We start from the raw sequence: 13,070 nt of genomic DNA, 5'->3' as shown, positions 1-13,070 counted from the left end.
CACTAAAGTAAGCCTCCCGGTCGCCCCGTTTTTGCCCCGGCCCTTTTGTTTTTTGTAAGCGGGCCGGGTTCGGGGTTTTAGTCAGTACGAGAAGGGATAAAGCTTCCAGTACGCCCTGATCTGTTGCCAGCGATGGGCAAGCCCATCCGGCTCAAAGATCAGGAACAGGATGATGGCCAGACCAATTGCCATCTCCTTGATATAGGCCAGCCCGTCGGTCACAGCCGTCGAATTGGCCCATTCAAAAACGCTCAGTGCGCTGACACCGGTTTCCATGACTTCTGGCAACAAAACCATAAACACCGTGCCCATCAACGTCCCTTTGACGGAACCAAGACCACCAATGATGATCATGCCCAGGAACTGGATCGACAGCAGAATGGTAAAGCCCTCGGCCGAGACAAAGCCAAGATAGTGGCCATACATCGCCCCGCCGACACCGGCATAGAAAGACGAAATCGCAAAGCTCATCAGGCGATATTTTGTGAGGTTGATCCCCATGATTTCAGCCGAAAGATAATGGTCACGCACGGCAACAAAGGCACGACCATCACGGGTCCGCATCAGGTTGGTGCCCAGCAGATACATCACCACCAGGAAGAACAGGCAGACATAGAAGAAGCTGAAATCATCCAGAACTTCATAGCCAAACACATTGACCGGATTGGCTGCCGCGCCATAGGAACCGCCGGTAAACCATTCGGCCCGGGCAAAGAAATCTTCGAGGATGAACTGTGCTGCCAGTGTCGCAATCGCCAGATAAAGCCCCTTGATGCGGGCCGCCGGCAACCCAAACAGCATACCAACCGCAGCGGTCATCAAACCGGCCAGCGGGATCGACAACAGGACGGGAATGCCGGTTGTGTTGTTAATCCAGGCCGACGCAAAGGCACCAAAGCCAAAGAAGGCAGCATGGCCCAATGAAATCTGCCCGGTAAAGCCGACCAGAATATTCAGCCCCAGTGCAGCAATCGCAAAATAGGAAATCTGAATGAACAGGTTGACGTAATAGCCATCCAGAACAAACGGGATCATGGCGACCGCAAAGATGCCAAGGATCGCGGCGTTACGGATATAGGTCGTATCAAAGATGCGGGTATCCTGACGATAAGTCGTTCGGAAGTCACCGCAAGGACGTATAGAAAATCCAGCCATAGTATATCTTCCTCGTCCTTAGGGCCTATTGATGATCAGGATGCCGTCGTGGCGGGATCGTATTTTCCCACCTGCAAGAAGTGGATGGCGCTGCGTGGCGGGCCCCACGAAAGCCAGCCGCGACGCTGTAGGTGGGAAAATACGCCCCGTCCCAGAGGGATTGCCGCCTAAGGGCGCGACCCCGCGTCCCTCGTCCTTGAATATGCCAAGCATGTCCTGCGTCCTCACTCCTAATTTCGCGCCCTTAGGCGGCAACCACGGCGGCATCCTGATCATCAACAGGCCCTAAATACGTTCGATGTCTTTGGTGCCAAACAGGCCATATGGCTTGATGCACAGGATAATGATCAGCACGTAGAACGGTGCGATCGAGAACAGGTTGCCCCAGTGCAGATACTGGCCATCAACAAATTCCGCGGTGTTTTCAAGCAGACCAATGATCACACCACCGACAATGGCACCGATAATTGAATCAAGCCCGCCAAGGATCACCGCCGGGAACACCTTGATGCCGATCACCGAAAGGGCGGACGACACGCCATTGACCATGCCGATCACGATCCCGGCAACACCCGATACAAGGGCCGAGATTGCCCAAGACATCGCGAATACGGTTTTGACGGAAATACCAAGGCTTTGCGCGACCTGCTGATCAAAGGCGGTTGCGCGCATGGCAAGGCCAAGCTTGGAATATTTAAAGAACCAATAGAACCCGGCCATGATGAACAACGAGATCACGAAGCTCATGATATAGGCCGTCTCGATCTGCATCCCCAAAAGGTTGACCGATCGGGTTTCAAACACCTGCGGATAGGTCGCGGTGGTTGCCCCGAAGATCCACTTGGTTGCTGCCTGGAAGAAGATCGAAAGCCCGATGGTCACCATGATCACCGAAATGATCGGTTCGCCAATCATCGGTCGCAAGACAACCATCTGCAGAACGATGCCAAACGCCATCATAAACAGCAAGGTAAACAGGAAACCCAGCCAGAAGGGCATATGCATCTCGACAAGGAATGCATAACACACCCATGCCCCGATCAGCAGGAACTCACCCTGGGCAAAGTTGACGATCTGGGTCGATTTGTAGATCAGGACAAAGCACATGGCGACAACGCCATAGAGTGTCCCGACAATCAAACCGTTCAGCAGAAGCTGGAACAGAAGTTCGAAATTCATGTTGCCATCCCTGTAATGGCGACCCAAGCCTTTGGCCGGGGCCACAGTTATGCTGCTGCCTTATTCGGCGGCTTTCGGGGCCGTCTGTGCGGCCTTGTCATTATCAAGATCAACGACCTTCACACTCGTCTGGATGCGGGTTTTCGACCCGTCCTGGAAGGTGATCATGGTGTCGATATCAACCTTGTCATTGCCGGCATAAACCGCATCGATGATGTCGGCATATTTCTCGGCGACCACACCACGGCGCACTTTGCGTGTGCGGGTCAGTTCGCCGTCATCGGCATCCAGTTCCTTGTAAAGCAGAAGGAACCGCTTGATCCGCTGGGCTTCCGGAAGTGTCTTGTTCACTTCGCGGATTTCCTCGGTGATCATGTCATAGACCTGCGGCTGGGCTGACAGGTTGGTGTAGTTGGTAAAGGCAATCCCGCGCTGCTCGGCCCATTTCGCCATGATCGAATAACGAATACAGATCATGGTCGACAGGAACGGCAGCCCCTTGCCAAGAATCACGGCCTCGGCAATGAAGGGCGAGAATTTCAGTTTGTTTTCAATAAACTGCGGCGAATAGCGCACCCCGGTCGAGGTTTCCGCCAGATCCTTCATGCGGTCGATCACCACAAGGTGCTTGTTCTCGTCCTTGAAGTAACCGGCATCCCCCGTATGCATCCAGCCATCCCGGACATCTTCGTCATAGGCGGCCTGATTTTTGAAGTATCCGGTAAACATGCCCGACGTGCGTGCAATGATTTCGCCGACACCATTTTCGTCAGTGTTGATGACCTTGATCTCGGAATTATCAAAGGCAACGCCGACCGTATCGAAATCAATATCGCCCGGCTGATGGATGGTGTAGGCGCCGCACAGCTCGGTCTGACCATAAAGCTGACGCAGCGGCACACCCATCGCATGGAAGAACCTGAAGGTTTCCGGGCCAATTGCGGCACCACCCGTCGCTGCAGAACGCAAATTGGAAAATCCAAGACGATCTTTAAGCGCGCTCATCAGGATCATATCGGCCATTTTCGAATGGCCACCGGCATCCATCGCGGTGCGCGCCAATGCCATGCCGAAATCAAACATCTTTTGTTTGAACGGTGTGGAATCCATCATCCGTGCGCGAACGTCCGCCGCGATGGTTTCCCAAACGCGCGGTGCCAGCAGGACGAAGTTCGGACCAATTTCGCGCAGGTCGGCCATCATGGTTTCCTGCTCTTCGACGAAATTAACGATCTGGCGGCTGATTAGCGACTGACCGACGACATAGACCTGCTCCATAATCCACGGCAATGGCAGGACGGAGACATAATTGTCACCCGGATATTTCGGGTCAGCACGAAGGTAAGCGGCACAGTGATCAAGGAAATCACCTGAATTGAGCATCGCCATCTTCGGCTTGGACGTCGTCCCCGAGGTGGTGCACAGAATGGCGCATTCATCGCCACGGGTATCGGCAACCATCTGGTCATAGATGCCCGGATTTTTTGCCTCCAGCTCGCGGCCCAGTTCATAAAGCTTTTCGACATCCAGCAAACGCGGATCGTCGTATTTGCGCATCCCGCGCGGGTCACAATAAACGATGTGGTCGACAGTCGGGATGTCTTCGCCAAGCTCAAGCAGCTTGTCGCACTGTTCTTCGTCTTCGGCGATCAGGATGCGTGCGCCTGAATAGGTAATCAGATAGGCGACTTCTTCGTGCAGGCTGTCCTGATAAAGACCAACCGACATACCGCGCAGCGCATGCGCCGCGATTTCGGCCCAAACCCATTCCGGGCGGTTTTCGCCGATGATGCCAACAACATCGCCCTGCCCAAGCCCAAGGGCGCGCATGCCAAGCGCCATCCATTTGACGCGGTCATTGTAATCCTGCCAGGTGAATTCCTGCCAGATGCCGAATTCCTTTTCGCGCATGGCGACTTCTTTGGGCCAGTTGCGCGCGTTGTAGGCCAGCACTTTCGGGAAGCTATCAAGCGACTGAACGTCGGCATATTCCGGGATATTGCTGCTCATGATCAGGCCACCTGCTCGTCTTCGTCCGTGTCGTCGTCTTCTTCGCCGAGATAGGCTTTTTTGACATGCTTGTTGGCCATGACCTCTTCCGGCAGGCCTTCGGCAATCTTGCGACCGAAATCGAGGACCATAACCCGGTTGGAAATATCCATGACCACACCCATGTCGTGTTCGATCATGACAACGGTCATGCCCCACTCTTCATTGAGGTCGATGATAAAGCGCGCCATGTCCTCTTTTTCTTCGAGGTTCATGCCCGCCATCGGCTCATCGAGCAGGATCAGGTCCGGACGCAACGCAACAGCGCGCGCAAGCTCGACCCGTTTGCGCAAACCATAGGAAAGCGTGCCGGCGGTCGCCTTGCGGATGTGCGAAATTTCAAGGAAGTCGATGACGTCTTCACAGAAGCGACGATGATCGAGCTCTTCTTTCTGCGCGCCGCCAAACCAGTAAAGCGGCCCGTTCAGAAAGTTGTTCTTAAGCAGGTGGTGACGGCCGACCATGATGTTATCAAGCACATTCATGTGCCCGAAAAGCGCTAGGTTCTGGAACGTACGCCCGATACCAAGTTCCGCACGATCATTCGGCTTGAGCCCGGTAACATCCTTGCCCTTGAAAGATACCGAACCGGTCGTTGGCGTATAACGCCCCGAAACGCAGTTCAGCATGGATGTCTTACCGGCACCGTTCGGGCCGATAATCGAAAAAAGCTCGCCCGGCTGAACGGAGAAGCTGACATCACTCAGCGCACGCACGCCGCCGAAAACAAGCGACACGTCGCTAATCTCTAAAATAGGACTCTGTGACGTCATGCCGTCGCATTCCTCCCTGACTTGGGCCGCAAATGCCGCAGAACCGCATTTCGGGTTCTTTCGCGTGAAAATTTGCAAACCGCTATTCAGTTTCCCTGATGATGTGTCGGTTTATTTTATGACCCTGACCTTACGGAAACCGGGCCTGACACATTTAATAGGCATTTAAGTACCAATTTCAGCATATTGCGTCAATGCAATGATTCTCAAGGGGTTGGGAGTTTTCTACAAATTCGCACCGCACAATTATTTGACGACAGAATACACCGACCGCTCTACCCTTGATTACGTAGCGTTATCTCAGGTTGCAGGTCGCAGACGGCACGCGAAAACACCGCAATGCAAAAATCTTTCGCAATCATGCACCGCACAATTCGCGCGCATTGGGAACATGTCGCTTTGCAGGCAAATTCGAACCCGCCGCCCCGACTCCGGTGCGGAGTCGTCGTTACAGGCGTCCGGATCCTGCGCCCCACACCGACATTCATTGCCGCGAATGCCGGCGGCTTTATAAACATGTCAGGAAAAAACAGACTCCGTGCTTTGCCTGTCCTATTGAAAGGCCAAAAGCCACGGCACATATCGTCTAAAGCCGTTTGACTGCTTGTTGGGCTTTGCCAACATGCTGTGATCAACGGGTTTTCACCAATACCCCTTTTCGGGGTCTGGACTTTCAAAGGGAATTGTGGTGTAACCCCGTTGCACATAGATATGTAGCCGTGACCCGCGTCACGCAACACAGATAGCCCACCGCTCGGCGCTCCGACGGTCGGGGTGTCTTGTCACGACAAGCCCTTTTAACCACCTTGAGGAGGGTCTGATGTCCATTTGTGGCAAAGACAACCTGAAAACGCGCCGCACGCTGAAAGTCGGGGACAAGTCCGTCGACTATTACAGCCTCAAAGTTGCTTCCGAGAAATTCGGCGACGTTTCAAAACTTCCCTTCACGCTGAAAGTCGTTCTTGAGAACCTTCTGCGTTACGAAGACGATTTCACCGTTAAAACCGACGATGTCAAAGCTGTTGTTGACTGGCTCAAAGAGCGCAAAAGCAGCCACGAAATCAACTATCGTCCGGCCCGCGTTCTGATGCAGGACTTCACCGGCGTTCCCGCCGTTGTTGACCTTGCCGCGATGCGCGATGCTGTCGTGAAGATGGGCGGTGACGCCCAGAAGGTGAACCCGCTTTCACCGGTTGACCTCGTCATTGACCACTCGGTCATGATCGACTTCTTCGGCACCGACGACGCACTCGACAAAAACATGGAAGTCGAGTTCGAACGTAACGGCGAACGTTACGAGTTCCTGCGTTGGGGCCAGAACGCCTTCAACAACTTCCGCATTGTTCCGCCGGGGGCTGGTATCTGCCACCAGGTCAACGTCGAACATCTTGCAAAGGTCGTCTGGACCGGCAAGGACGAAGACGGCAAAACCGTTGCCTATCCGGACACGCTGGTTGGTACCGACTCTCACACCACCATGGTGAACGGCCTTGCTGTTCTCGGTTGGGGTGTTGGTGGTCTGGAAGCCGAAGCAGCAATGCTTGGTCAGCCGATCTCGATGCTGATCCCGGAAGTTGTCGGCTTCAAGCTGACCGGTTCCATGAAAGAAGGCATCACTGCAACTGACCTTGTTCTGCGCGTCGTTCAGATGCTGCGTGAAAAAGGCGTTGTTGGCAAATTCGTCGAATTCTATGGCGATGCGCTTGACCACATGAGCCTTCCGGATCGTGCGACCATCGGTAACATGGCACCGGAATATGGTGCGACCTGTGGCTTCTTCCCGATCGATGACGAAACGCTCAACTACATGCGTTCGACTGGCCGTGACGAAGACCAGATTGCACTGGTCGAAGCATATGCCAAAGAACAGGGTATGTGGCGTGACCCGGCACATGAAGCCGAATACACCGCAACGCTTGAACTTGACATCTCGACCGTCGAGCCGGCCCTTTCGGGTCCGAAGCGTCCGCAGGACCGTGTTCTGCTGAAAGATGCCGTTTCGAGCTTCACCAAGACCTTTGCCGATATGGCACCGGGTGTTGATGCGGATCGTTCTGTTCCGGTTTCGAACGAAAACTTCGAAATGAAGGACGGTAACGTCGTCATCGCCGCGATCACCTCTTGCACCAACACCTCCAACCCGAGCGTTTTGATCGCAGCAGGTCTTCTGGCGAAAAAAGCTGTCGAACTCGGCCTTCAGAGCAAGCCGTGGGTGAAAACCTCGCTTGCACCGGGTTCGCTGGTTGTTGCCGACTACCTCGAAAAAGCAGGCCTTCAGGATTACCTGGATCAGCTTGGCTTTAACGTGGCCGGTTTCGGTTGCACCACGTGTATCGGTAACTCCGGTCCGCTGGCAGCACCGATCATCGACGCGATCGATGGTAACGACATGCTCGTCACCGCCGTTCTGTCGGGCAACCGTAACTTCGAAGGCCGTATCAGCCCGCAGGTCAAGGCAAACTACCTTGCCTCCCCGCCACTGGTTGTTGCCTATGCGCTTGCCGGTAACCTGAAGATCGATCTGAACAAAGATCCGCTCGGTAAGGACAAGAACGGTAAAGACGTCTTCATGAAAGACATCTGGCCAACCAACAAAGAGATCGCTGACACCATCGCGTCCTCGATCTCGGCGTCCATGTACAAAGATCGTTACGACAACATCTTTGCCGGTCCGAAACCGTGGCAGGAAATCGAAGTCACCGAAGGCGAGACCTTCGCGTGGGATGGCAAGTCCACCTACGTTCAGAACCCGCCTTACTTCGTCGACATGGCGAAAGAGCCGGGTGACTTCTCTGAAGTTCATGGCGCACGTCCGCTCCTGATCCTGGGTGACTCTGTCACCACCGACCACATTTCCCCGGCCGGTTCGATCAAGGAAGAAAGCCCGGCAGGTGAATACCTCAAGGCGCACGGCGTTGCTGTTCGTGACTTCAACTCCTATGGCGCACGTCGTGGTAACCACGAAGTCATGATGCGCGGTACCTTTGCCAACATTCGTATCCGTAACGAAATGGCACCGGGCACCGAAGGTGGTGTTTCGGTTCATTATCCGTCGGGCGAACAGGGCTGGGTCTATGACGTTGCAATGCGTTATCAGGCCGAAGGCACCCCGCTGGTTGTCATCGCTGGTAAGGAATACGGCACCGGTTCTTCGCGTGACTGGGCAGCCAAAGGCACCAACCTGCTTGGCGTCAAAGCTGTGATCGCGGAAAGCTTCGAGCGTATCCACCGTACCAACCTGGTCTGCATGGGCGTTCTGCCGTTGCAGTTCAAGAACGGCGAAGGTCGTGCGACCTACAAGCTGGACGGTTCGGAAACCTTTGATGTCCTTGGCATCGGTGATGGCATCAACCCGCTTCAGGACGTCACGGTTCGCATCACGCGCAAAGATGGCAGCACCGAGGAAATCGTTGTTACCTGCCGTATCGATACCGAGAACGAAGTTCTCTACTACCAGAACGGCGGCATCCTGCAGTTCGTTCTGCGTAACATGATGAAAGCTGCCTGATTTCAATCTGAAATCTTTGGCTTACACATTGACACCCCACCGGTTTTCCGGTGGGGTGTTCTTGTTTGTAACGAATTTTACTGGGCGACGTTCAATTGAACGCTACTGACTTGATCCAGAACAATTCTCAAGTACGCCGAACCTGCTAGGAATGGCGCCTTCGTCTCACCCTTAAGAATAAAACCGAAAAAGATCAGTCGAACAGAGCAAACGCGCATGATACGCCCCACATCCTCCGATGGACGCCCGTTTGGTCTGACGGTCGGCACACTTTCCCCCGGAACAGTTTTAAGCTGTACACCGCAAACGTCCCTCGGCGACGCCACGGCCAAAATGCGCAAGGCCAACAGCAGCTCCGTCATTATTGTGGTGGACAACAAGCCTGTGGGAATTCTGACCGAACACGATTTGCTATCGTTGCCACCGTCAACCTCGGCCGCCCTTTCTGAACCGGTTTCAACGCGTATGTCCCAACCGGTACATACAATTTCGGTCCATGCCACCCCGCAATCGGCAATCGTGCGCATGCGCGATCGTGGCGTGCGCCATCTTGTCACCATTGATGCGCATGGCTGCCTTGTAGGGATCATCAGTCAGACCGACCTCATCCGTCATGTCGGTGACAAAAAGCCGTTCATTGCCAACGATGTTGCCGATGCGGTTCGCCAATCCACCGTGTTTGCCCACAAGGACATTCGGGTCTGGGAACTGCGTCAGCGCATGCATTCCGAAAAATGCGACAGCGCGATCATTTCCGGTTTCCCGAACGACCAACCGGCAGAACTGCAAACCGGCATTATCACCGAACGTGATATCTTGCGCCATCTGGCAGAAGAACATGAAAACTTGACTGCAGGTGACATCGCCACCCGCCCGGTAACCTTCATTCGTCAGGACATGAACCTTGATGACGCGCGCAGAATGATGATGCGCGACAATTTCCGTCATCTTGTGGTTCATAACCACAACGGCGAAACCATCGGGGTTTTGTCCTTTGCCGATCTGCTTGAATTTATCGAACAGGATTACCTGATCCATCTAAGCAGTCTGGCCGAAGACAGTGGCAGCGAAATTACCAAGGCGCGCCAGTCCCTGGCCCTTGCCAACAAACTGATCGAAAATTCCCCGGACTGTGTGATGATCTGCAATGCGCAGTCAGAGATCGAGGCCGTCAATCCGGCCTTCACGCGCGTCACCGGTTATCAGGCCGAAGAAGTGATCGGCAAGACACCGGCGATTTTGAAGTCGGGACGCCAGAACAAGGCTTTCTATGCCAAGCTCTGGGCGGATTTGGCACGCACCGGAAAATGGGAAGGCGAAATCTGGAACCGACGCAAGTCGGGCGAGATTTATGCCGAATGGCTTTCGATCATGGCAGTTCGGGATGGCGAAGGCACAATCACCCACTACGCTTCGATTTTCACCGACATCAGTGGACGTGAGAAAAACCGCGAAGATGTCCTGCGGATTGCCTTTACCGATGAGTTGACCGGCATGCCAAACCGCCGCCGGTTTTCGGAGCTTTTGTCGCTTCATATCGGACGCGCCCGCCGGGTCGGACGCCCGCTCACGGTTGCCATGCTCGATATCGACAACTTCCAGCGCGTCAACAATGCCCTTGGTCATAATATCGGGGACGATGTGCTGGTCGAAGTATCACGTCGCATCAGCCGCGAACTTGGCCAGGATGCTGTCATCGCCCGTATCGGTGCCGACGAATTCGCCGCAATCCTGCCAAATGTGAACACCGAACAGGAAGCCGTCGGGATCGCAGAAAGTCTTCTGATGCGCCTTGGCGAAGCCCATCTGACCCGAAAGGGCGAAGACGTTTACCTTTCGGCCAGTATTGGCATTGCGTCCTTCCCCGAAGATGCCAATGACACCAGCAACATCATTCGCTGTGCCGAACTGGCAATGGTTCAGGCCAAGGAACAGGGACGTAACCGGGTCGGACTTTACAGCGTCAATCTGCACAGTCAAAAGGGGGCGGACCTTGCCCTTGAAACTGCCTTGCGCCGCGCGATCGACAATGAAGAACTCCATCTTGTCTATCAGCCGCAATTTGATGCAAAAACCGGTGAAATCGCCGGGGTAGAAGCCTTGCTGCGCTGGACGACGGCCGAGGGTAAAACCATTCCGCCCTCGACCTTCATCCCGATTGCTGAGGAAATGGGTGTAATCGGCGAGTTGGGCCGCTGGGTCATTCGCACCGCCTGCAAGCAATTGGTTGCCTGGCGTCAGGAAGGCTTACACAACCTGCGCCTTGCGGTGAATGTGTCAGTTCAGCAGTTCTATGGATCGATGGATTTTGCCGAACAGCTTCGCGCCATCATCGTTGACAAGGGTGTGGCTGCCGACCGGTTGGAAATCGAAGTCACCGAAAGCCTGTTCATGCGCAATATCGACGATATGCGGACCAAATTGCAGCGCCTGCGTGATCTTGGCGTGCGCATCGCACTTGATGATTTCGGGACCGGATTTTCGAGCCTGAGTTATCTGCGCACATTGCCCTTTGATGTGATCAAGCTTGATCGCAGTTTTGTCTGGGACATCGAAGACGGCCCGGATGGTGAAACCTTGCCGATTACGATCATAAATATGGCGCGTAACCTTGGCAAAACCTGCGTTGCCGAAGGCGTCGAAAACCAGCATCAGCTTGACGTGCTGCGCAAGGCCGGATGTGACTTGATCCAGGGGTATCTGCTGGGTCAACCGATGAGCGCAGAATCTGTTTCCAAGCTTGCCAGGGAAGCCGCCCTGTAGAACCAAGACGACCAGCAAACAACAAAAAAGGGCGGGGAATTTCCCCGCCCTTTCGCATATGCCTATCAGCAAACCTGACTTAGAAAACGCCAAGACCTTTAAGCAAGATAAAGGCAATCGCCAGCGGTGCGACGAACTTGACGATCAAGCCCCACGCACCGATCCATACCGGTACAATTCCGTTATGTGCTGCGATTTCTTCCTGGGCCTTGCCCCAGACGATCCAGCCCACAAACAGCGAAATCAACAACCCGCCAATCGGCAAAAGCAGGCTCGAACTGACGAAGTCCATCAGGTCAAAGAAGTTCTTGCCCCACAGGATCTCGACATCCGCCATGACCCCCATCGAAAGCGACGACGGAATACCAAGCAGGAAGATCACGAAACCAAGAACCACAGCCGCGGTTTTGCGATTGATCCCACGATCATCGACGAAATAGGCAACAACCACTTCAAGGATCGAAACCGCAGAGGTCAAAGCCGCAATCGCCAACAACAGGAAGAACAGGAAGGCAAAGAACGAACCAAACGGCATCTGCGCGAACACAGCTGGCAGAGTGATAAAGGTCAGGCCCGGTCCGGCACTCGGATCAAAGCCGAAGGCAAACACCGCCGGAAGAACCAGAAGACCGGCCAGAACGGCAACAGCCGAGTCCAGCAGGGTGACCCAACCGGCAGAGCCCGGAAGGTTTTCTTTCTTAGCAAGGTAAGAGCCATAAGTGATCATTGCCCCCATCCCCAGCGACAGCGAGAAGAAGGCCTGCGACAGTGCATCCGAAACCGTTGCCCAGGTCACTTTCGAAAAGTCCGGCGACAGCAGGAAGGCCACACCTTCCATGCCGCCCGGAAGCGTAACCGACCGTACGATCAGAACGATCAAAAGCGCAAACAGGGCTGGCATCAGGATTTTCGACGCGCGCTCAATACCGGCGCCAACACCGGAAAGCACAACGAAAATGGTCAGTGCCATGAAGATCGCATGGAAAATCAACGGCGAGGTCGTATCACTGATGAAGCTGCCAAAGATATCGCCAAGGGCTGCCGGATCTTCGATCAAAAGCGCCCCGGTGACGGCCTTGATCATGTAGGACAGCGTCCAGCCGGCAACGACCGAATAAAACGACAAAATCATGAAGGCGGCAGCAACGCCAAACAAACCAACGATCGGCCAAAGCCCACCTTTAAGTTTGGCAAATGCGCCAATCGCGTTCTTTTCCGACATGCGGCCGATCACGAATTCGGCCAGCATGACCGAAATACCGATGGTAAAGACCAGCGCGAGATAGATCACCAAGAATGCGCCACCGCCATTCTCGCCAGCCATATACGGGAACTTCCAGATGTTCCCCAGTCCAACAGCCGACCCGGCGGCCGCCAGAATAAATCCAAGGCGTGAGCCCCAGTGTTCGCGTTTCATCATTCGCTTGCAAACCTCGTATTGGACCGATCTTGCCAGATTAAGCTCCCACCAGCAGATCAGTTCCGCATTTTTCATTTAACGCAAAGGTCGTTTGTTCCTTTGCAATGGACAGCTCCCCAGAACTGGTTCCGATTGGTCCGCAGCTCATAGCATCAATCTTTGGAAATCTCCTTTCAAAGATCCACGCAAACGCGCAAATATCTTCCACTTTACACCTACTGCT

At 54.4% G+C, this 13,070-nt stretch carries 7 protein-coding genes; 2 read left to right on the top strand and 5 right to left on the bottom strand.

The features are described from left to right. Positions 1–81: 81 nt before the first annotated feature. The 4 genes from WBY09_RS04430 to WBY09_RS04415 form a co-directional block, all read right to left on the bottom strand. Complete coding sequence (locus WBY09_RS04430) at positions 82–1,155, bottom strand: branched-chain amino acid ABC transporter permease (RefSeq protein ID WP_008889238.1); 1,074 nt, start codon at positions 1,153–1,155, stop codon at positions 82–84. Between the two features lie 285 nt (positions 1,156–1,440). Then, entirely contained in the window at positions 1,441–2,334 is an 894-nt protein-coding gene (locus tag WBY09_RS04425; RefSeq protein ID WP_008889236.1) for a branched-chain amino acid ABC transporter permease, read from the bottom strand. A 60-nt stretch (positions 2,335–2,394) separates the two neighbouring features. Next, entirely contained in the window at positions 2,395–4,344 is a 1,950-nt protein-coding gene (locus WBY09_RS04420) for a long-chain fatty acid--CoA ligase (RefSeq protein ID WP_336232099.1), read from the bottom strand. Between the two features lie 2 nt (positions 4,345–4,346). Continuing rightward, the gene (locus WBY09_RS04415; protein WP_040822694.1) at positions 4,347–5,156 is read right to left on the bottom strand and encodes an ABC transporter ATP-binding protein; all 810 of its coding nucleotides are present in this window, start codon (positions 5,154–5,156) and stop codon (positions 4,347–4,349) included. Positions 5,157–5,976: 820 nt separating this feature from the next. Here WBY09_RS04415 and acnA point away from each other — a divergent pair. Together acnA and WBY09_RS04405 are read left to right on the top strand one after the other, a co-directional pair. Continuing rightward, entirely contained in the window at positions 5,977–8,664 is a 2,688-nt protein-coding gene (gene acnA / locus WBY09_RS04410; RefSeq protein ID WP_063088588.1) for an aconitate hydratase AcnA, read from the top strand. Between the two features lie 216 nt (positions 8,665–8,880). Next, positions 8,881–11,427, top strand: a complete 2,547-nt coding sequence (locus WBY09_RS04405) for an EAL domain-containing protein (protein ID WP_286792906.1) — start codon at positions 8,881–8,883, stop codon at positions 11,425–11,427. A gap of 79 nt (positions 11,428–11,506) precedes the next feature. On the opposite strand, the gene WBY09_RS04400 is transcribed toward WBY09_RS04405, so the two are convergent. Next, positions 11,507–12,847: a sodium-dependent transporter gene (locus WBY09_RS04400; RefSeq protein ID WP_252723983.1), complete on the bottom strand. Its 1,341-nt coding sequence runs from the start codon at positions 12,845–12,847 to the stop codon at positions 11,507–11,509. Positions 12,848–13,070: the final 223 nt, after the last annotated feature.

It is taken from the genome of Thalassospira sp. CH_XMU1458, from assembly GCF_037027205.1.
Taxonomy (GTDB): Bacteria; Pseudomonadota; Alphaproteobacteria; order Rhodospirillales; family Thalassospiraceae; genus Thalassospira; species Thalassospira tepidiphila.
Note: the sequence above shows the minus strand (reverse complement) of the source record. Positions and strands in the feature narration are given on the sequence as shown.

What these genes read in the sequence shown, in the direction of transcription:
- WBY09_RS04430 (WP_008889238.1), bottom strand. Translation starts at nt 1,155, where the DNA reads ATGGCTGGATTTTCTATACGTCCTTGCGGTGACTTCCGAACGACTTAT.
- WBY09_RS04425 (WP_008889236.1), bottom strand. Translation starts at nt 2,334, where the DNA reads ATGAATTTCGAACTTCTGTTCCAGCTTCTGCTGAACGGTTTGATTGTC.
- WBY09_RS04420 (WP_336232099.1), bottom strand. Translation starts at nt 4,344, where the DNA reads ATGAGCAGCAATATCCCGGAATATGCCGACGTTCAGTCGCTTGATAGC.
- WBY09_RS04415 (WP_040822694.1), bottom strand. Translation starts at nt 5,156, where the DNA reads ATGACGTCACAGAGTCCTATTTTAGAGATTAGCGACGTGTCGCTTGTT.
- acnA (WP_063088588.1), top strand. Translation starts at nt 5,977, where the DNA reads ATGTCCATTTGTGGCAAAGACAACCTGAAAACGCGCCGCACGCTGAAA.
- WBY09_RS04405 (WP_286792906.1), top strand. Translation starts at nt 8,881, where the DNA reads ATGATACGCCCCACATCCTCCGATGGACGCCCGTTTGGTCTGACGGTC.
- WBY09_RS04400 (WP_252723983.1), bottom strand. Translation starts at nt 12,847, where the DNA reads ATGATGAAACGCGAACACTGGGGCTCACGCCTTGGATTTATTCTGGCG.